At 62.3% G+C, this 19,379-nt stretch carries 17 protein-coding genes and 1 tRNA gene; 9 read left to right on the forward strand and 9 right to left on the reverse strand.

Annotation, left to right across the window (positions count from 1 at the left end):
* Positions 1 to 113: 113 nt before the first annotated feature.
* The 7 genes from QRN42_RS13650 to hrpA all read left to right on the forward strand — a co-directional run bounded on the left by QRN42_RS13650 (position 114) and on the right by hrpA (position 8,862).
* Positions 114 to 578, forward strand: coding sequence for an FMN-binding protein (locus QRN42_RS13650; protein WP_284979694.1), 465 nt, complete (start codon positions 114 to 116; stop codon positions 576 to 578).
* 5 nt (positions 579 to 583) lie between these two features.
* Complete coding sequence (locus QRN42_RS13655) at positions 584 to 1,456, forward strand: FAD:protein FMN transferase (protein WP_284979695.1); 873 nt, start codon at positions 584 to 586, stop codon at positions 1,454 to 1,456.
* Positions 1,453 to 2,955, forward strand: a complete 1,503-nt coding sequence (locus QRN42_RS13660) for an oxidoreductase (RefSeq protein WP_284979696.1) — start codon at positions 1,453 to 1,455, stop codon at positions 2,953 to 2,955. Before QRN42_RS13655 ends, QRN42_RS13660 begins: the two co-directional genes overlap by 4 nt.
* A 122-nt stretch (positions 2,956 to 3,077) precedes the next feature.
* Positions 3,078 to 3,150, forward strand: a tRNA-Arg gene (locus tag QRN42_RS13665).
* 154 nt (positions 3,151 to 3,304) lie between these two features.
* A complete protein-coding gene (locus QRN42_RS13670) occupies positions 3,305 to 4,345 on the forward strand; it encodes a M4 family metallopeptidase (RefSeq protein WP_284979788.1) in 1,041 nt (346 codons plus the stop codon).
* A gap of 75 nt (positions 4,346 to 4,420) precedes the next feature.
* Entirely contained in the window at positions 4,421 to 4,732 is a 312-nt protein-coding gene (locus QRN42_RS13675; protein WP_284979697.1) for a protealysin inhibitor emfourin, read from the forward strand.
* A gap of 116 nt (positions 4,733 to 4,848) precedes the next feature.
* A complete protein-coding gene (gene hrpA / locus QRN42_RS13680) occupies positions 4,849 to 8,862 on the forward strand; it encodes an ATP-dependent RNA helicase HrpA (RefSeq protein WP_284979698.1) in 4,014 nt (1,337 codons plus the stop codon).
* Between the two features lie 130 nt (positions 8,863 to 8,992).
* Here the strand turns inward: hrpA and QRN42_RS13685 are convergent, their stop codons facing one another.
* Genes QRN42_RS13685 through QRN42_RS13695 form a run of 3 tightly spaced genes read right to left on the reverse strand, consistent with a single transcriptional unit; the run spans position 8,993 to position 11,492 of the window.
* Positions 8,993 to 9,421: an HIT family protein gene (locus QRN42_RS13685; protein ID WP_284979700.1), complete on the reverse strand. Its 429-nt coding sequence runs from the start codon at positions 9,419 to 9,421 to the stop codon at positions 8,993 to 8,995.
* Positions 9,418 to 10,572, reverse strand: coding sequence for an NAD(P)-dependent alcohol dehydrogenase (locus QRN42_RS13690; RefSeq protein ID WP_284979701.1), 1,155 nt, complete (start codon positions 10,570 to 10,572; stop codon positions 9,418 to 9,420). The genes QRN42_RS13685 and QRN42_RS13690 overlap by 4 nt, the downstream gene beginning before the upstream one ends.
* The gene (locus QRN42_RS13695) at positions 10,569 to 11,492 is read right to left on the reverse strand and encodes a sulfurtransferase (RefSeq protein ID WP_284979702.1); all 924 of its coding nucleotides are present in this window, start codon (positions 11,490 to 11,492) and stop codon (positions 10,569 to 10,571) included. Before QRN42_RS13695 ends, QRN42_RS13690 begins: the two co-directional genes overlap by 4 nt.
* Before the next feature lie 88 nt (positions 11,493 to 11,580).
* On the opposite strand from QRN42_RS13695, the gene QRN42_RS13700 reads away from it, so the two are divergent.
* Positions 11,581 to 12,663, forward strand: a complete 1,083-nt coding sequence (locus QRN42_RS13700; protein WP_284979703.1) for a PLP-dependent cysteine synthase family protein — start codon at positions 11,581 to 11,583, stop codon at positions 12,661 to 12,663.
* Here QRN42_RS13700 and QRN42_RS13705 read toward each other — a convergent pair.
* Positions 12,660 to 13,325, reverse strand: a complete 666-nt coding sequence (locus QRN42_RS13705; protein ID WP_284979704.1) for an MBL fold metallo-hydrolase — start codon at positions 13,323 to 13,325, stop codon at positions 12,660 to 12,662. The two genes, QRN42_RS13700 and QRN42_RS13705, sit on opposite strands and share 4 nt — an antisense overlap.
* Positions 13,326 to 13,447: 122 nt before the next feature.
* Between QRN42_RS13705 and QRN42_RS13710 the strand changes: the two genes are divergently transcribed.
* The gene (locus QRN42_RS13710) at positions 13,448 to 13,915 is read left to right on the forward strand and encodes a Fur family transcriptional regulator (RefSeq protein ID WP_284975326.1); all 468 of its coding nucleotides are present in this window, start codon (positions 13,448 to 13,450) and stop codon (positions 13,913 to 13,915) included.
* Here QRN42_RS13710 and QRN42_RS13715 read toward each other — a convergent pair.
* The 5 genes from QRN42_RS13715 to QRN42_RS13735 form a co-directional block, all read right to left on the reverse strand.
* On the reverse strand, positions 13,912 to 14,802 hold the full coding sequence (locus tag QRN42_RS13715; RefSeq protein ID WP_284979705.1) for a metal ABC transporter permease: 891 nt from the start codon (positions 14,800 to 14,802) through the stop codon (positions 13,912 to 13,914). The genes QRN42_RS13710 and QRN42_RS13715 overlap by 4 nt on opposite strands.
* Entirely contained in the window at positions 14,803 to 15,627 is an 825-nt protein-coding gene (locus tag QRN42_RS13720) for a metal ABC transporter ATP-binding protein (RefSeq protein WP_284979706.1), read from the reverse strand.
* A gap of 7 nt (positions 15,628 to 15,634) precedes the next feature.
* The gene (locus tag QRN42_RS13725; RefSeq protein WP_284979707.1) at positions 15,635 to 16,594 is read right to left on the reverse strand and encodes a metal ABC transporter solute-binding protein, Zn/Mn family; all 960 of its coding nucleotides are present in this window, start codon (positions 16,592 to 16,594) and stop codon (positions 15,635 to 15,637) included.
* A 97-nt stretch (positions 16,595 to 16,691) separates the two neighbouring features.
* Positions 16,692 to 17,759 (reverse strand): hemolysin family protein, encoded by a 1,068-nt coding sequence (locus tag QRN42_RS13730; RefSeq protein WP_284979708.1) that lies wholly within the window; start codon positions 17,757 to 17,759, stop codon positions 16,692 to 16,694.
* A complete protein-coding gene (locus tag QRN42_RS13735) occupies positions 17,756 to 19,108 on the reverse strand; it encodes a hemolysin family protein (protein ID WP_284979709.1) in 1,353 nt (450 codons plus the stop codon). The genes QRN42_RS13730 and QRN42_RS13735 overlap by 4 nt, the downstream gene beginning before the upstream one ends.
* Between the last annotated feature and the right edge of the window lie 271 nt (positions 19,109 to 19,379).

The following is a 19,379-nucleotide window of genomic DNA, read 5'->3' on the forward strand; positions in this document are numbered from 1 at the left end:
GAACCATTACACATGATTCGACGTTATGAATGACGTAAGAGTTGGCTGCGAGCGCCATCCAGTTCCGAACCCTACAAGTTACCGATTCTTGTCCAGCTGAAACGAGCAGATCCATGACTACGCCACTCCGCAAGAGTTTTTACGTCGGTATTGCCGGCCTGTCCATCGTGGGGTCGGCGGCAGGGTGCGCGCCGTCGTCGGCAGCACCCTCCCAGCCGACCCAGCCGACACCGGCCGGCTCGGCAGCCACGTCACATTCCGGCTCGGGGTCAACATCGGGGTCCACATATAAAGACGGCACCTACAGTGCGGACGGAAACTACACATCGCCCAACGGCCAGGAGACGGTAGGGGTCCAGCTCACCCTCACAGGCGGCAAGGTCTCCGCGGTGAACATCACCACCCACCCGACCAATCCCAACACCAAGAAGTTCCAAGGTGAGTTCGCCAGCGGCATCGCCGCGCAGGTGGTGGGCAAGGACATCGATTCGCTCAACGTCTCGAAAGTCGCCGGTTCCTCGTTGACCTCAGGCGGTTTCAATGACGCGGTCCAAAAGATCAAGTCCGAGGCCAAGTAGCCACCATGCCGCACCCGGGCTGGAGTGCTTTCAGTTTCGAAGGAATTGGAACACACTGGGAAATTTCCACCCCGCAGGTCCTGGGTGCTGACATCAGGCAACAGCTCCGTGGTGAGGTAGACAAGTACGACAAGACGTACTCCCGATTCCGGGCTGATTCCTTGGTTGCTTCCCTTTCGCAACGCCCGGGAACCATCACACTGCCGGAGCACGCCGTGGGCCTCCGGAACCTCTACTCGAGGCTCTATTGGCTCACCGGCGGAGCCATGACTCCCCTCATTGGCGCGAGTTTGGAGCGGCTCGGCTACGATCCCGAATACAGCCTGCGGCCTTCAGGCGGTCCCCTGCCGCCGCCTCCATGGGAAGACGTCCTGGCCTGGGATGGCACGTCCCTCACAGCCAAGGAACCCCTTGTCTTCGACATCGGAGCTGCCGGAAAAGGGCAGCTGGTGGACCTGCTGGGCGGCCTCCTGGTCTCGGCGGGCTTCTCCGACTTCCTCGTCGATGCCAGCGGGGACATGCTCCACTCCGGGCGCCATCCTGTGACCATCGCGTTGGAACACCCATACAACCCGAAGCAGGCGATCGGGACCGTGGTACTGGACAACTCCGCACTCTGCGCGTCAGCAAATAATCGGCGTGCGTGGGGAGACGGACTCCATCACGTCCTGGATGGAACCACCGGCCAGCCCATCCAGACCACCGTGGCAACGTGGACCATGGCGGCGAGCACCATGGAAGCCGATGCCTTGGCCACAGCGCTCTTCATGGTTGAACCGACCGTCCTGGAAGAACATTTCGCGTTCTCCTGGCTGCGGGTATCTTCCGGCGGAGCTGCCACCTTTTCCAGCGCATTTGAGGGGAGACTGTTCACATGAATGCCTTGACGTCACGGCTGGATACCTGGTTAGGCCGCTTCACCATGTACCGGCTCATTTTCTGGGTCCTCTTGGTTTTGGTGGTCTACAGTATGGTGCTGAACGCGTTGGGATGGTTGACGTTCGGCCTTCCTGAAATGGCGGTCCATCTACTCCTCTGCCTCGGCGTGACCTATGTATCCAACCGCCTGCTGGGGCTGGTTTTCGGTCTACGTCCCCACTCGGAGTCCTCGCTCATCACCGGGTTGCTCCTCTACTTCCTGTTCTGGCCCAGCCTTGCCACTACGGATATGGCGGGTGTGGCGCTCGCCTGTGTGATGGCCAGCGTCTCCAAATACGCGCTGGCGTTCCGGGGGCAGCACATTTTCAATCCCGCAGCAGCCGGAGCTTTCATCACGGGGCTCACTGGGCTCAATATCGCAACATGGTGGGCTGCGACTCCAGCCATGCTGTGGCTCCTGCTTCCCGGGGTGGCCCTGGTCCTTCATCGGACCCGCAAAAAGCTGATGGCGCTTGTCTTCCTTGTCGTCGCCACCAGCATCATCTCCACGGAACTTGTGAGCAGGGGCATGACTCTTGGCCAAGGGCTATGGCAGCCTTTGGCACAGCGTCCACTGCTGTTTTTCGCCGGGTTCATGCTCGTGGAACCCCTCACACTGCCTCCGCGCCGGTGGCAACAACTGGGGCTTGCCGCCGTCGTCGGAATCGTTTTTGCTGTCCCCTACAACCTGGGAGTCGTGGCGAACTCCCCCGAACTGGCGCTGCTGTTCGGTAACCTTCTTGCTTTCCTGATGGGGCAGCGTGGGCGTGTGCAACTGATTTTCAGGGGCTCGCGCGCCTTAACGCCGGCCACCACGGAGTTCACGTTCGAGCCGGCCCGTCCTGTGCGGTTCTCGCCCGGACAATTCATGGAGCTGAACTTGCCTCATTCCGGATTCGACGGGAAAGGACGGCGACGTGTCTTCAGCATCAGCAGTGCCCCTGGTGCCCCCGAAATAACGTTTGGTGTGGGAACCACCGAGCCTCTTTCACCGGCGAAGCGGGCTTTGTCTGCCCTTCGTCCTGGTGACTCCATCTCGGCTACCGCAGTGGGCGGAGATTTCCTCCTGCCACGTGACGCCGCCAAGCCGGTACTGCTGATCGCTGCGGGAATCGGCATTACGCCTTTCCTCTCGCACCTGGCCTCCAACCACTCCGGCCGTGACATCGTGCTCCTGTACTTGGCTCCCGGCCGGGAGGAACTGGCCGGCGTTGAGCAATTGCGGGCGTCCGGAGCGAAAGTCATTGCCCGCTTGGCGGACGGCTCCACCCCGCCGGAGTTCATGCTCGACGCCGGGACCGCACGGATAGACTCCACGCGCCTGGCTGAGCTGGTACCGGACATCCGGGACCGGGCGGTATACGTCTCGGGATCTCCGGCTAATGTTGTCGCCTTGCGGGCAACAGCCCGAACGGCCGGCGCCGCACAGGTCCACGTTGACTCCTTCGCAGGATACTGACCACACAGAGAGCGATCCGCCGGTGCCTTGGAGCCCGGCTCCCATGCCGTGGAATTTCCTGTGCGGCGCGGCGGCTGCTAAGCTCTAGGACGTCCCACCGGCAACGGAGGGAAACCCTGAATGCCCTCGTAGCTCAGGGGATAGAGCGTCTGCCTCCGGAGCAGAAGGCCGTAGGTTCGAATCCTATCGAGGGCACCGAAAATACCCCGCCAGTCCTGCTGGCGGGGTATTTGCGTTTCTGCGCCGCAACGAATTCCGGGCTTGCCGGGTCAAGAGCGGCAAATTGTCGGTGACCGCTCCTAGGCTGTTGGCACTTGGTCGTTTTCGATAGCCATAGGGGTCCGCCGTGATGTGTTCAATTGTCCCGCCATACATGCTGCGCAAGCTTGCTGTGCAAAACGAGCCGCGGCTGCAGGCGGTGGCGCAGGCTGCAAAGGAATCACTGCTGCACCTGAAGAACCTGCAAGCAGTCCGCTCGGCGCCTCTCCCCCCAGCGCCTCCGAGCGCACGGCAATCGAAGCCCGGGCCACCGAATCGGACCATTTACGACGCCGAATCCGGGCAGACCCTGCCGGGGCGCCTCCTGCGGAAGGAGGGTGAGCCGGCGGTCGCCGATGTCGCTGCGGACGAAGCTTACGACGCCCTCGGTGACACCCACCGCCTTTACGCGGACATCTACGGCAGGGACTCCATCGACGATGCCGGCCTTGCGTTGGATGCTTCCGTCCATTACGGAAGGCTTTACGACAACGCCTTTTGGGATGGAAGCCAAATGGTGTTTGGCGATGGTGACGGAGAGATCTTCCAACGCTTCACCAAATCCGTGAGCGTTATCGGCCATGAGCTCACCCACGGCGTTACCCAATACTCGGCAAACCTCGCCTACCGTAACCAAGCGGGGGCGCTCAACGAGTCCATGTCCGACGTCTTTGGCGTCCTCGTGGAGCAGTACGCAAAAAAGCAATCAACCCAAGAGGCAAGCTGGCTGATCGGTGAGGGTTTGTTCACCGATCAGGTCCAAGGAGCAGCCTTGCGGTCCATGAAAGCCCCAGGAACTGCCTACGACGACGACGTGCTCGGGAAGGATCCGCAGCCGGACTCCATGGATGCGTATGTGAAAACCAGTGCCGATAACGGCGGCGTGCACATTAACTCGGGCATTCCCAACAGGGCTTTTTACCTGGTGGCCTCGGAATTGGGCGGAAACGCCTGGGAGTCGCCCGGGCAGATCTGGTACCAGTCCCTGACCGGCGGATCCTTGCCTGCAACGAGCACGTTCGGCAAGTTTGCCAAGGTCACTGCTGCGACGGCTACGGAAGTCTTTGGCGAGGGTTCCAAGGAGCATGACGCCGTCATGAAGGCGTGGGAGACTGTGAAGGTCAAGGTTTAGTCGTCGCTGCGCTGCGAGGCTTCACTACCCCGCGGCCCAACTGGCGCCAGGCAATCAACAAGAAGTAGTCGGGTCATGAAGATCACCGTTCAACGCAGTGGGGGCTTCGCCGCCATGACGCTTCTCTGGAGTGTGGAGGCCGTTTCACCTGACGACAAGCAGCGCTGGATGCCGATTGTCGAAGCGTGTCCTTGGGATGAAGTTGTGAGCCAGCGGCAACCACGGGGAGAACCCGGACAACCGGACCGTTTCACCTACTCCATCCGGGCAGGGCAACGCCGGGCCACCCTTCCCGAGCACGAAGTCACGGGGCCATGGCAGCAGCTCATTGAATGCGCCCAGGCCGAGGGCTCAGAGTCGCGCGGCCAGATCGGTGGCCGGCTTTAGGCTGGGGTACAGGGTGATTCCGGCGAGGGCGTTGGCGAAGGCGCTGACGTAGCGACACCGGGTAGCGACCCCGAGTGGGGCACCCATGCGGCCGCAGCAGTAGACTGACAGCAGCCATGACACTTCAAATTTCCTACCCTGCCGAGCTGCCCGTATCAGAGCGCCGCGAGGATCTGATGGCGGCCATCGCCGCCAACCAAGTAACTATCATCGCCGGGGAGACCGGTTCAGGTAAGACCACGCAGATACCTAAAATGTGCTTGGAACTTGGGCTGGGAGAGAAGGGCCTCATTGGGCACACCCAACCCCGCCGGCTCGCGGCACGCACCGTTGCCGAACGCATAGCCTCGGAGCTCGGCGTCGAAATGGGCCAGGAGGTCGGATTCCAGGTCCGGTTCACTGGCGAGGTCAGCGCGGCAACCAAGATCAAGTTGATGACCGATGGCATCCTCCTCGCCGAGATCCAGCGCGACAAGCTACTGCGCAAGTACAGCACCATCATCATCGATGAGGCCCACGAACGCAGCCTTAACATCGACTTCATCCTGGGCTACCTCAAGCGCGTCCTGCCCCAGCGGCCCGACCTCAAGGTCATCATCACTTCGGCCACGATCGACCCGGAACGATTTGCCAAACATTTCGGCAGCGACGATCAGCCCGCTCCGATCATCGAGGTCTCCGGCCGCACCTACCCGGTGGAAATCCGCTACCGTCCGCTGTCCCAGCCCGCACGCACGGACGAAGCCGGAGCGGACGACGCCGGCTCGGACGATGAGCTGGAAGAGGACCGGGACCCGCTGGATGCCGTGTGCGACGCCGTGGACGAGCTCGCCAAGGAAGCCCCCGGGGACATCCTTATTTTCTTCTCGGGCGAACGCGAAATCAGGGACGCGGCTGAAGCAATCAATGGCCGCATCCAAAGCAACAGGCGGCTGGCGGGGACCGAGGTCCTCCCCCTCTTCGCCCGGCTCAGCCTCCAAGAACAGCACCGGGTCTTCAACCCCAACGGCAAGCGCCGCATCATCCTTGCCACGAACGTAGCCGAGACGTCACTGACCGTGCCCGGGATCAAATACGTGATCGACACAGGCACCGCCCGGATCTCCAGGTACTCGCACCGGACCAAAGTCCAGCGCCTGCCCATCGAGCGCGTGTCCCAGGCCTCCGCAAACCAGCGTTCCGGCCGCTGTGGGCGGGTGTCCGAGGGCATCGCCATCCGCCTCTACTCGGAGGAGGACTACGAATCCCGCCCCCAATTCACCGACCCCGAAATCCTGCGGACCAACCTGGCCGCCGTTATCCTCCAGATGACCGCCATGGGCGTAGCACGAGGCCCGAAGGATGTGGAGAACTTCCCGTTCGTCGAGCCACCGGACTCCCGCGCCATCAACGACGGCGTGACGCTCCTGCGCGAATTGGGCGCACTGACCACGCCGAAAACCACCGGCGTCACCCCCACAAGCCTGGATCGACCCGAGGACGGCAAGAGCGGCCGAGGCCCTAACGGTCGGCCAGGCAGCGGCAGCGGCCTGACCGCCGTCGGACATCAACTCGCGCAGCTTCCAGTGGACCCGCGGTTGGGCCGCATGATTGTTGAGGCTGGCAAACGGGGCTGTGTCCGCGAGGTTATGATCCTCGCCGCCGCGCTCACCATCCAGGACCCGCGTGAGAGGCCGACGGACAAGCAGCAGCTCGCCGCCGAGAAACACGCCCGTTTCCGGGACGAAAACTCGGACTTTACGGGGTTCCTTAACCTGTGGAACTACGTCCAGGAGAAGCAACGTGAGTTGTCCTCCACCCAATTCCGGAAACTGTGCCGCAACGAGTTCATCAATTACTTGCGTGTCCGTGAGTGGCAGGACCTCTTCACCCAGCTTCGGCAACTGGCCAAGCCGTTGGGCATTACGCTCGACCCCAAGCGCGAAGCCGATCCAGTGGGCCATCACGAAAGCATCCACATCAGCCTGTTGTCGGGGCTGCTGAGCCACATCGGTCTCTTGGATGAACGAAAGCGCGAATATGCCGGTGCACGGGGCACCCGGTTCGCGATCTTCCCAGGCTCGGCCTTGTTCAAGAAGTCCCCCGCATTCGTCATGGCCGCCGAACTGGTGGAAACCAGCCGGCTGTGGGCGAGGGTTGCCGCGAAGTTCGATCCGCTGTGGGTTGAGCAGGTGGCTCCGGATTTGGTGAAGCGTTCGTATAGTGAGCCCCACTGGTCCTCCCGCCAGGGCGCGGTCATGGCCCACGAAAAAGTCACCTTGTATGGCGTTCCGGTCATTCCCAGCCGCAGGATCAACTACGGGCGGATCGACCCGGAGCTCTCCCGGGAACTGTTTATCCGCCATGCGTTGGTGGAGGGCGAGTGGAAGACCCACCACAAGTTCTTCCACCGGAACAGGGCCCTGCTGCAGGAGATCGAGGAACTCGAAACCCGGATGCGGCGCCGCGATATCCTCGTTGACGACCAAACGCTCTTCGAGTTCTACGATGCCAGGGTTGGCAAGGACGTTGTGTCAGAAAGGCACTTCGACAAATGGTGGAAGGACGCCCGCCAAGCAGATCCCGCGTTGTTGGACTTCGACCAATCGTTCCTGATGAGCGAAGACGCCGAGTCCTTGGACGAGTCGTCGTATCCCAAGACCTGGTTGCACAAGGGCTTTGAACTCCCCCTCAGTTACGAATTCCGACCCGTGGCACCGGGCTCGGCGCCCAATCCGTCCGACGGCGTCACGGCGGAAGTTCCGGTGCTTTTCTTGAACCAACTCGACGACGCGCCGTTCCGCTGGCAGATCCCCGGGCAGCGAACAGAACTGGTGACGGCGCTCATCAAATCGTTGCCCAAGCAGATCCGTAAGAACTTCGTGCCGGCCCCGGACGTTGCACGGCAGGCGACGGCGGCCTTGGAGACGGATTTCGACCCGGCCACAGACGAGCTGGAACCATCCTTGGAGCTTGTCCTGCGGCGGCTCCGCGGCCACGTTATTCCACCCGGCTCCTGGAACTGGGAGGCCGTGCCCCCACACCTGCGCGTGAGCTTTAAGGTGGTGGACAGCAAGGGCAAGGTTCTGGACGAGGGCAAAGACCTGTCAGCCCTGCAGGAAAGGCTGGCCCCGGCCACGCGCCGTGCCATTGCTGAATCCCTCGGCGCCACCCCCGCGACGACGAAGCGGGCCAAGGCCAGCACCGGAAATGGCGCTTCGAACTCCCAACCCCCGACGACGGGCACCGCCAGCACCGGGCCCAGCACTGACGGTGTGGTCTCCGAGCGCACAGGTATCACCGCATGGGACTTCGGCACAGTGGACCGCCAGGTCACCCGGACAGTGAAAGGACACGACGTCACCGGTTTCCCCGCGATCGTGGATGAAGGCAAGTCCGTGGCCCTCCGGGTTTTCCAGACCAGGCAGGAACAGGAGGCTGCGATGCGTGGTGGCGTGATCCGTCTCCTGGCCCTTCGTATTCCTTCACCGGACCGGTACGTGCTGGAGCACCTGAGCAATATGGAAAAGCTCACCTTCAGCCAGAACCCGCACGGCTCCGTGAGTGCGTTGATCGCTGACTGCGCACTGGCCGCCATCGACAAGCTCACCCCACAGGCGCTCCCTTGGGACAAACAGGCGTTCGATGACCTGTACGAAGCTGTCCGTGCGGAACTGATCGATACCGTGTTCACGGTAACCGCCGTCGTCGAGCGTGTTTTGGCCAGTACGCGAAGAATCCAGAAGCAGCTTAAGGCCAGTTCAAGCCTGCCGCTCATCAGCGCCCTCAATGACATGAAGAGCCAGCTGGAGCAATTGGTCTTCCCTGGTTTTGTGGCACAGACGGGCTACGCCCAGTTGAGCCAGCTGCCGCGATACCTCCAGGCCATCGAGAAGCGGCTGGAGAAGCTGCCGGGGAACGTCCAACGTGACAGCCTCAACATGGCCGTCATCCAAGCGTTGGAGGACGATTACGACGACGCGGTCTCGGCCCTGCTGCCCGGGCGCCGGACAGACCCCGAGTTAACCCGGGTGCGCTGGATGATCGAAGAGCTCCGTGTGAGCCTTTTCGCAGTGGAGCTCGGCACGGCGTACTCCGTCTCCGAGAAGCGCATCAGGACCGCACTGAACCAAGCGCTGGCCCCCGCCTGACGGGACACCACCCCCCTGAGGGACAACGGAGTCTGAGGGGAACCGCATCTGAGGGGACAACGAAAAAATCCCGGCGGTGCTGGATCAGCACCGCCGGGATATCTCATCCGGAATATTTCATATGCACGGCTCAGTCTGCCGGGACAGCCTCGCGGTGGCCTGCCGCGCGCAGGGCAGCCCGCAGTTTGACGGCCGTGGCGTCCATGACTGCCGGGTCCGGATTGTGGTCCGCGTTATGTACCTCGAAGTCCGCTGTGGAATAGGCGGGCCAAACATGCACATGCAGGTGGTCCACCTCGAAGCCCTCCATGAGCACGCCTACACGCTTTGCGGAAAACAACTCTTCCTGGACTTTTCCTATGCTCTGGGCCACATCCATGACCTTCCCCAGAAGCTCTGGGCTCGCGTGGGTCCAGGAGTCGACTTCTTCCCGGGGCACCACCAGGGTGTGGCCTTGGGTGAGCGGGGCGATGGTCAGGAAGGCCACTACGTCCTTGTCCTTCCAAACAAAGCGGCCAGGGATCTCCCCATTGATGATCTTGGTGAACAGCGTGCTCATACGTCCGCCTTGTCCGAGGGTTCGTGCAGGGTTGAGGCGTCCAGCACGAAACGGTACTTAACGTCGCCAGCCACCATCCGGTCATACGCCTCGTTCAGTTGGTCGGCAGCAACGATTTCAATCTCGCTTGCCACCCCGTGATCGGCACAGAAATCCAACATCTCCTGGGTTTCGGCGATGCCACCTATGAGGGAACCTGCATAGGCGAGCCTGCGCCTGATGAGCAGGCCCGGGCTTACTGGGGGCATGTCCCCGGCGGGCAGCCCGAGCTGGAAGAGCGCGCCGTCCAAGCGAAGCGTGAGGAAGTAGGGATTGAGGTCGTGGGGCGCGGCCACAGTGTCGATGATGACGTCGATGCTGCGGTTCGCTGCAGCCATGGCGTCGGCATCCTTGGACAGGACCACCCGATCAGCTCCCAGCTCACGGGCAGCCTCGAATTTTGACTCAGAGGTGGTGAAGACAGTGACCTCTGCGCCCATGGCCTTGGCGATCTTAACGGCCATGTGGCCCAACCCGCCGAGCCCAACAACGCCTACCGAGTCACCCTCTTCCACTTCGAAATACCGCAACGGCGAAAAGGTGGTAATTCCGGCGCACAGCAGTGGCGCTGCGGCAGCGGGGTCGAGCGCTTCGGGGATGCGAAGCACAAAGCGACGGTCCACTACTACCGACGTCGAATAGCCGCCTTGGGTGACGGCGCCTCCGTTCCGGGGGTCGGCAGCACCGTACGTACCGGTGTTGCCGCGTTCACAATACTGTTCCAGTCCGTCCAGGCAGCTCTCACATTCGCGGCAGGAGTCCACCATGCAACCGACGCCCACGCGGTCTCCGGGAGCGAAGTCCTCGACGGCGGCACCGACACGCGTCACACGTCCGACAATCTCGTGCCCCGGAACAAGGGGGTACGTAGGCATACGCCATTCGGCGCGGACCGCGTGCACGTCGGAGTGGCAAAGTCCGCAGAATTCGATGGCGATCTCGACGTCGTCTTCTTTCGGGGCGCGCCGGGCCACCGTCAGCGGAACGAGTCCACTATCTGGAGACGTTCCTCCATAGGCCGCAGCGAGCGTTTGTGTGCCGGGGGCAGACTCGCTGGTGTCAACAGTGATGGGTTTGGCAAGGGGCGGGGGTACAGGGCGTCCGGGGGTCATGCTTCGACGCTACTCCCGGTTGATGCACCAGTGCCAGTTGAACCGCTGCTCAGCGGAACCTCGTCCACTACGCCGGGTGCGCCAAAGGGCCGGCTTCCAACAACCACAGGGTTCGCAGCATGATTCGACCACTGCGAGAAGGACCCCGGAAAGAGCGCTGCTTGGAATCCGGCGATTTCAAGGGCGGCAATCTGGTGGGCGGCCGTTACTCCGGAACCGCAATAGACGGCAACGTCGCAGGAACCATCGATCCCCAAATCCGCGAAGGCCGTCCGCAACGCCGGTGCAGGGAGGAACCGGCCATCCGCGTCGAGATTGAGGGTGGTGGGGGCGCTTACTGCCCCGGGGATGTGGCCGGCCTTGGGATCTATAGGTTCCACTTCGCCCCGGTAGCGCTCACCGGCACGGGCATCGAGCAGCACACCTTTGCTGTGCCACCGCGATGCCTGTTCCTCGGTGATGACCGGCATTCCGGCCTCTGCGAGGTTGACGCTCCCTGGCACCACGTGCTCGTCACCGGTTTCCACACGGAATCCCGCTGCGCGCCAGGCGGCGAGGCCGCCGTCGAGCAGGTAGACCGACTCCATACCCGCATCGCGCAACATCCACCAAGCACGGGCAGCAGCCATGCTGTCGCTGTTGTCGTACGCCACCACGGTGTCGCCGTCGTTGATGCCCCAGCGGCGCGCGGACGCTTGGAAGCGTTCTTGCGACGGCAAGGGGTGCCGTCCGAGGCCAGGCTGCGCGGGATCGGCCAGCTCGGTGGGCAGGTCAACGTAAACGGCCCCCGGAAGGTGGCCTGCGAGGTATTCGTCATGGCCGTCGGCGCGGCCCAAGACCCAGCGGACGTCCAAGAGTACGGTCCGCTCCCCTGCTGCGAGGCGGCGGTGGACTTCAGCGGCGTCCATCAGGGTAGTCATGGGTCTCCTCCACTTCGGCGGTTAATGGTCAGCGTCCCCGGTCAGGAAACTGTGTTCGGGCCGCCGATTTCCAGCCTAGGCTTATCCGGTGAGCAAATCGTGTATTCAGGACAGAGCGTGGGCCAACAAGGCGATCGGCAAGATCGAAGCCGAAAACAACCGCTCTGCGGACACACACCTCTACGCCGTCCCGTTGCCCGAGCATTGGGGCGTGCAACTGTACCTGAAGGACGAGTCGACGCACCGCTCCGGTAGCCTCAAGCATCGCTTGGCGCGTTCGTTGTTCCTGTACGGCATCGTCAACGGCTGGATCACGGAAGGGACCACCATCGTGGAGGCCTCCAGCGGAAGTACCGCGGTCTCCGAGGCATACTTTGCCCGGCTCCTTGGTCTGCCGTATATCGCCGTCATGACCAAGACCACCAGCCCGGAGAAGATCGCGCTGATCGAGGACTTCGGCGGTTCCTGCTTGTTCGTGGACCACGCCTCAGAGGTGTACGCAGTTGCTGAGGAAACAGCCCGGACGGCTGGCGGGCACTACATGGACCAGTTCACCTACGCCGAACGCGCCACGGACTGGCGCGGGAACAACAACATCGCCGAATCAATCTTCGAACAACTCGCCATGGAAGAACACCCTGTCCCGGAGTGGATCGTCGTGGGCGCCGGCACCGGCGGTACCAGCGCGACCATTGGCCGGTACCTGCGGTACAACCGCCATAGCACCAGGCTCGCTGTTGTGGATCCGGAAAACTCAGCCTTCTACCCGGCATGGCGTGACGGCAATGCTGCCGCAGTCAGCGGCTTACCGTCGCGTATTGAAGGCATCGGACGGCCGCGGTCCGAACCAAGCTTCGTGCCGGCGGTCATCGACCACATGATCCAGGTACCGGACGCGGCGTCGATAGCTGCAATGCGCCACCTGCGGAAATTCACCGGCATCCACGCCGGCCCCTCCACCGGCACCAACCTCTGGGGCGTCTGGCAACTGGTGGCCCAAATGGTGGCCGAGGGGCGGAGGGGCAGCATCGTTTCGCTCATTTGCGACGCCGGCGTCCGTTACGCAGGAAGCTATAACGACGCCGGTTGGCTCGCCGCGCATGGACTGGACCCCCTGCCCTACGAGGCAGTCCTGGACCAGTTCCACGACACCGGTGTGTGGCCTGTTTAGACGTCCACGCTTCCGCCGGGAGCAATCGACTCGTAGCTCGTGCCATAGCGGGAGCCGATGCGCGCCACGTGTGCCTCGACGGCTCCCCTACCCAACTCGTTGAGCAGCCTATCATGGACGGGGAAGGCTCGAGGTGCCCTGACGGAGACCACAAAGTCCACTACCTCGGACACTTTGGACCATGGCGCGTGAATGGGTACCAGCAGCGTCTTGACCTGGATTCCATCGGGCACCACGAAAGAATCGCCGGGGTGGAACACGTTGCTGTCCACGAGGTATCCAACGTTGGCCACCACAGGAATCTGGGCATGGATCAGGGCATGCTGGCCCCCGTAGGTGCGCACGTTGAAGCCGCCGGCATCAAACTCCGTACCGGGCTCTGCGGTGTGGACACGGGCAGCGACAGCCTCATCCGAACCAGCGTCTTCGCGCAATGAAGCCGCTACGCCAGCGGGAGCATGGACCTCCAGCGTTGTGTTCTCGCGCAAGGCGGCAATCACTGCGGGGCGGTCTATATGGTCGTTGTGCTCGTGCGTAACCAGTACCGCGTGTGCCCCTGCCAGGGCCTCCTTCGACTCGGAAAATGTCCCTGGGTCAATGACCAGGACATGTCCTTCCTTCTGCAGGCGGACACAGGCGTGGGTGTATTTGGTGAGCTTCATGTGCACAGCCTAGGGACGCTTCCTGACAGTTTCCAGACCGCTCCTGCTGGTAAAATCGGGGTTCACAGTATTCGGCGTTTGCCAGTTCGGCGTTTGCCGGTTTTCGGGAAGTGAGTCCTCCAATGCCACACGGCACCCATTCCGCCACGGGCGGGCCCACAGTGCCGGTGGCCGCAGCTGCCAAGGAGCAGCGCGTCACCAAGCAACGCCTGGCCGTCAGCGCCGCATTGGACGAGCTGGATGACTTCGTCAGCACCCAGGAGCTCTACAGGTTGCTGCAGAACAAAGGCATTTCGGTGTCGCTGGCTACGTCCTACCGCATCCTTCAATCATTGGCCGACGACGGTCTCATCGACGTTCTCAGGAACAGCGAAGGCGAAGCCGTATACCGGCGCTGCGCGGTCACCGGCCACCACCATCACCTGCTCTGTCGCAACTGTGGGAAGGCCGTGGAAGTAGAAGCGCCCGCCGTCGAAACGTGGGCGGCCCGGACGGCGGCCGAACATGGCTTCACTGAAGTTGCGCACACGGTTGAGATCTTTGGGCTCTGCCCGGAGTGCTCGGCGAAAAAGGCGGCTGGGGAACTTTAGGCCGCTGCTGTGGGCAAGTCCCGGGAAACCCGGCCGTTAAGTCCCCGGGTCGCCCGCGCCTTCCCGATCACCCGGCACACCACGTAGGTAAGGAACGACAACGTTGTCACGTAAGGACTGATGGGTATCCTGCTGCCCAGTGCCAGCAAGATGCCGCCCACGGTCGCCGTCGTGGCGAAGACCACGCTGAGCAGTACCACCAGTTTCGGTGAGGTGGTCACCCTCAGTGCCGCTGCGGCCGGGGTGATCAGCAAGGCCAACACCAGCAGGGCTCCCACAATCTGGATGGACAACGCAACGCTGATCCCCAGCAGGACCATGAATCCGATGGCGAGGGCCCGCACAGGGACACCCCGGGCCTCCGCCATCTCCGGGTCCACGCTGGCAAAGTTCAACGGCCGCCAAATGGCCGTGAGCGCGATCATCACGATCAGAGCGGTGACCACGAGCGCTTGCAGTTGAACGGTGTCAACGGACACGATCTGCCCGGTCAGCAGGCCGAATTTGTTAGCTGCCCGCCCCTCGTACAAGGCCAGGAACAGGATGCCCAAGCCCAGCCCAAAGGGCATGATGACGCCGATGATCGAGTTTTTGTCCCTCGCGCGCACGCCCATGAATCCGAGGAGGACTGCTGCGGCCACGGAGCCGATCAGGGAACCCAGGATGATGTCAGCACCGATCAACAGGGCGAAGGCGGCACCGGCGAAGGAAAGTTCCGAAATGCCGTGGACGGCGAAAGCCAGGTCGCGTTTCATCACGAAGGTCCCCATCAGGCCCCCAAGAAGCCCCAGGACCGCTCCGGCCCATAGGGAGTTCTGGACCAGGCCCAGCAGCTCCCCGTAGTCCTCGAAGTTGAACACCGTGTGCAGGATGCTGTTGAAATCCATCTAGAGCCCTTCCGCCGCGTGCGCGTCGTCATGGAAGTGCGTGGTGGCGTCCGGAAGCCCGACGACGACGATCCTTCCGTTGGCGTGGATGACCTCCACGTGGCTGCCGTAGAGATCGGACAAAACCTCGGTGGTCATGACTTCATGGGGCGGCCCCACCCTGAACCGGCCGCCTGCCAAATAGAGGACCCTGTCCACATAATCCATGATCGGGTTGATCTCGTGCGTCACGAAAACTACTGCACTGTTGCGTTCGTGGCATTCCCTGTTGATCAAGGAACTGACAGCTTGTTGGTGGTGCAAGTCCAAAGACAGGAGCGGTTCGTCACAGAGCAGCACTTGCGGCTCGGACGCCAGTGCCTGGGCCACCCTCAGCCTTTGCTGCTCCCCACCTGAGAGCTGCCCTACCGGCACCTTGGCGTAGTCGCTCGCTCCCACGAGCTCAAGCAGTTCATCGATGCGGCGATTGGTCTTCCCCGGCGCCACCCGCAGGCCCCAGCGGTGTCCGTCGATGCCGAGGCCCACCAAGTCCCGGGCCCGCAGCGGAGTGTCTGGGGCGAAGGATTTCTGCTGCGGGATGTAGCCGATGCTCCTGCTTCCCCGCTCCACCGGATGGCCAGCTAGTGAAACAGTGCCCGCATGGAGTTCCTGTAGGCCCAGCAGGACTTTCAGGAAGCTCGTCTTGCCGCTCCCATTAGGGCCGAGAACTGCCAGGAACTCGCCGGGGTTGATGTCAAGGTCAAGGTCCCGCCATAAGGTCCTCTGTCCGAACTGCAGGCAGGCTCCGCGCAGGCTCACGGCCGGCGTCGAAAGTTGTCCGGTCATGGCAGGGCTACTTTCCAAGTGCGGCCGTCAGGGATTCCACGTTCTCAGTCATCCACTGAACATAGCCCTTGCCGTCGGGAAGCGTTTCGGAAAAGTTCACAACAGGTATCCCGGCAGCCTCCGCAGCCTGCTTGACCACCTGGGTTTGCGGGCCCTCGGTCTGGTCGTTGTAGGCCAACAACCGGACACCTTTGTTCGCCATGAGGCCGGTGGTTTCCTTCATCACGGAGGCCGGGACGTCCGTGCCCTCTTCCACCGCGGCACTGAATGCTGCGGGGGTTTTGTTCTCCAAACCTGCGGCTTCCAAGAGATACAGCGGAACCGGTTCGGTGATCGCCACGGGCGCGTGGTTGTAGCGCTTTTCCAGGACCGAGAGTTTTCCCGAGAGTCCTGCCAGTTTGGCTTTGAACGCAGCCGAGTTGGCTGTAAATGCCGATGCCGATGCTGGGTCAAGCTTCCCCAGCTTGGCAGCTACCGCATCGGCGAGCTTGCCCATGGAACCGATGTTGTACCAAACGTGCTCATTGAATCCGTTGGTGTGCCCGTGGCCATCGTCTGCAGATGCGGCCGCGGACGGCGTCGTCGTCTCCAGGCCGGAGACGTCGACGGCCTTGACCACGTGATCGGAACTGATCTTGGTCTCGTCGGCAATCTTCTGGACGAAGTCGTCGTATCCGCCGCCGTTCTCCACCACGAGGCCAGCCTTGGAGAGGGCCAGCTTATCCTGCGCGCTGGCCTCATAAGAGTGCGGATCCTGGCTGGTCTTGGTGATGAGGGCCTTCACGTTGACCTTGTCGCCTCCGATCGCCTGGACGATGTCGCCGTAGACGTTGGTGGAGGTCACGACGTCCACCATTCCCGGGCTGGACTGGGCCGCTCCACTGGCATTCCCCGAACAGGAACTGAGCATGAGGGCTGCCAGGCCGGCAGCGGCAACGATGGACAGGTGGGCGGCTGGGCGTCGCACAGAACCTCGGATCTACTCACAATGAGAATCAAACACGTTTACTGACGATCCGAGTCTAGCCCTAAATGGGAATGATTCCTATTTAGGGCCAGACGGGCTAAGCCTCGGGAACGCCGTAGCGCCTGATCCCGGTCGCCTGGGTGGCATCCCGGATCTCTCCGACGAGTTGCTCGATGACATCTTCGAGGAACAGCACTCCTTGCGTTGCCCCGCCCGGGCCCACAACGCGGGCCAGGTGGGAGCCGGTGCGTTGCATGACTGACATCGCCCGCTCGATTTCATCCTCCGGAGAAAGATTGGCCAGAGACCGGATGCGGCCCTCGGCAATGGGGTGCCTCCTGCCCTCCTCAGGGATGGACAGGATGTCCTTGACGTGCAGGTAACCGGCGAGTTCGCCGTCGTCGTCCACCATGGGGAAACGCGAGAAGCCGGTCCGGCTGACGGCCTTCTCCACATCGATGGGAGTCGAGGCCGTCCTCAGGACCACCAGGTCCTGCAGCGGCACCATGATGTGGGCCGCCGTGTGTTCGGAGAACTCCAAGGCGCCGCTAAGCAGCCCTGCGTCGTCATCCACCAAGCCGTGGCGCGTGGACTCCTGGACGATGGACTGCACTTCTTCCAGGGTGAACGAGGACGCAACCTCATCCTTGGGTTCGATTTTCATCAACCGCAGGATGTGGTTTGCCAGCCAGTTCAACGACCAAATGACGGGTTTGACGAAGCGGCCGATCCACATCAGAGGGGGCGCCAACATCAACGCGGCCTTGTCCGCCAAGGACACTGAGATATTCTTGGGCACCATCTCGCCGAACGTCACGTGCATGAACGTGACAAAGAGCAGCGCGATCGCAAAAGCAATGACGTCGGCCAGCTCGACAGGGACGCCCACAAGCTCCAACGGTGCCGCCAGCAGATGGTGGATAGCAGGTTCAGCCACTTGAAGGATGAGCAGGGAACAAACCGTGATGCCCAACTGGGCACAGGCCAGCATCAAGGAAACGTTTTCCATGGCCACAAGAGTGATTTGCGCCCTCTTGGAACCAGCCAAGGCCAACGGCTCAATCTGGCTCCGGCGTGCCGACATCACCGCAAATTCAGCACTCACGAAGAAGGCGTTGCCGAGCAACAGGACTACCAGCCAAAAAATTCCGGCCCAGTCGTTCATGCCGCACCTTCTTGTGGATCGGCGTCGCGGCCTTCTGAAGGCGGCGGATCTTCCTGCTCGATGTGGTGGAAGCAAATACGGTCGATACGCCGGCCATCCATCCGCGTGACCGCGAGTGTGCCGCCGTCGACCTCCACGACGTCCCCGACCTTGGCGATACGCCCCAGCCGGCTCATGACGTAACCGCCAACGGTCTCATAAGCGGAGTCGTCCGGAACGGTGAGATTGGGTATCTGTTCGGACACCTCATCCGGCCGCAGAAGCCCGGGAAAATACCAGTCCCCCGACGCGCTCTGGAGCACACCCGGGCGGACCTTGTCGTGCTCGTCTGCCACCTCGCCGACGATCTCCTCCACCAAGTCCTCCAACGTGGCGATACCTGCGGTTCCGCCGTATTCATCAAGCACGACGGCGAGTTGCAAGTTACCTTCGCGAAGTTCAGACAACAGCGCATCGAGGTGAATCGTCTCCGGAACCCGGAGTACCTCGGTCATGATGGCCCCGGCTTCGAGCTTTCCTCGACGTTCGGCCGGAACTGCGACGGCCTTTTTGATGTGGACCACGCCACGGATGTCATCCGCGGAATCGCCGATGACCGGGAAACGGGAATAGCCGGTACGTCGTGCGGCGTTCAGGATCTCCGCAACCGGCTCGTCGGCGTCGATCGTTTCCATCCGGATGCGGGGCGTCATGACGTCAGCAGCTGAACGCCCGGAGAAGTTAAGGGTGCGGGCGACGAACGTTGCCGTCCCGGCGTCGAGCGTTCCCATTTCTGCCGAACGCCGCACGAGTGAGGCAAGCTCCGCAGGCGTCCGTGCACCCGAAATCTCTTCCTTGGCCTCCAGGCCGAAGAGGTTCAAAACCCTGTTCGAGAATCCGTTCAGGACCACGATGGCAGGCTTGAAGACGGCAGTGAACACGAGCTGCGGACGCGCCAAGCGCTTGCCCAAAGGGAACGCAAGGGCAATCGCCATGTTCTTGGGGACCAACTCACCCAAGAGCATGGACAGCAGTGTGGCAATGGCCATGGCGACCACGAGGGCAATGGAACGTGCCGCCTCGGGAGTGAGGCCCAGCAGCGCAAGGGGGCCCGTCAGCAGTTGGCCCACGGAAGGCTCCATGACGAAACCGGTCAACAGGGTGGTCAAGGTAATGCCGAGCTGGCAGCTGGAAAGCTGGGTGGAGAGGGATTTAAGGCACCTGAGCAGGGGAGCCGCAGCCTCGTCACCGTTGTCTACCGCACGCTGTACGCTCGCTTGGTCAAGTGCGACCAGAGAGAATTCGACGGCCACAAAGAATCCGGTGCCAATAATCAAGGCAAAGCCGGCCAGAAGGAGGAACCACTCCACTTAGCGCACCCCACCGGATTCTTGGGAGGTCATCGGCAGGGATATCGTCTGCGCCGCGGCGAAGGGCGGCGCGTTGTGATGGGCATGTGAACGGGTGTTGCCGGCACGGGGGGCACGCTGCGCGGAGGTGCCCCGAAGGCTCCCCCGACAGTACCCAGGCCGGCACCTAGATTTACTGTCCATAAGGATTTCAGTCTACAGTCCGGGCGCTCCGGCACCCACGAAGTAGGCCAGCATCCGGTGGCTCGCTACCAATACGAGCCCCAAATTT

Origin of the sequence: Arthrobacter sp. fls2-241-R2A-200 (assembly GCF_030209745.1) — a bacterium.
GTDB lineage: Bacteria > Actinomycetota > Actinomycetes > Actinomycetales > Micrococcaceae > Arthrobacter.

Excerpts from the sequence above, each read along its gene's own strand:
- QRN42_RS13710 (WP_284975326.1), top strand. The coding sequence starts at position 13,448 with ATGCCACACGGCACCCATTCCGCCACGGGCGGGCCCACAGTGCCGGTG.
- QRN42_RS13675 (WP_284979697.1), top strand. The coding sequence starts at position 4,421 with ATGAAGATCACCGTTCAACGCAGTGGGGGCTTCGCCGCCATGACGCTT.
- QRN42_RS13670 (WP_284979788.1), top strand. The coding sequence starts at position 3,305 with ATGTGTTCAATTGTCCCGCCATACATGCTGCGCAAGCTTGCTGTGCAA.
- QRN42_RS13730 (WP_284979708.1), bottom strand. The coding sequence starts at position 17,759 with ATGAACGACTGGGCCGGAATTTTTTGGCTGGTAGTCCTGTTGCTCGGC.
- QRN42_RS13690 (WP_284979701.1), bottom strand. The coding sequence starts at position 10,572 with ATGACCCCCGGACGCCCTGTACCCCCGCCCCTTGCCAAACCCATCACT.
- hrpA (WP_284979698.1), top strand. The coding sequence starts at position 4,849 with ATGACACTTCAAATTTCCTACCCTGCCGAGCTGCCCGTATCAGAGCGC.
- QRN42_RS13695 (WP_284979702.1), bottom strand. The coding sequence starts at position 11,492 with ATGACTACCCTGATGGACGCCGCTGAAGTCCACCGCCGCCTCGCAGCA.
- QRN42_RS13650 (WP_284979694.1), top strand. The coding sequence starts at position 114 with ATGACTACGCCACTCCGCAAGAGTTTTTACGTCGGTATTGCCGGCCTG.
- QRN42_RS13715 (WP_284979705.1), bottom strand. The coding sequence starts at position 14,802 with ATGGATTTCAACAGCATCCTGCACACGGTGTTCAACTTCGAGGACTAC.
- QRN42_RS13720 (WP_284979706.1), bottom strand. The coding sequence starts at position 15,627 with ATGACCGGACAACTTTCGACGCCGGCCGTGAGCCTGCGCGGAGCCTGC.
- QRN42_RS13685 (WP_284979700.1), bottom strand. The coding sequence starts at position 9,421 with ATGAGCACGCTGTTCACCAAGATCATCAATGGGGAGATCCCTGGCCGC.
- QRN42_RS13660 (WP_284979696.1), top strand. The coding sequence starts at position 1,453 with ATGAATGCCTTGACGTCACGGCTGGATACCTGGTTAGGCCGCTTCACC.
- QRN42_RS13705 (WP_284979704.1), bottom strand. The coding sequence starts at position 13,325 with ATGAAGCTCACCAAATACACCCACGCCTGTGTCCGCCTGCAGAAGGAA.
- QRN42_RS13655 (WP_284979695.1), top strand. The coding sequence starts at position 584 with ATGCCGCACCCGGGCTGGAGTGCTTTCAGTTTCGAAGGAATTGGAACA.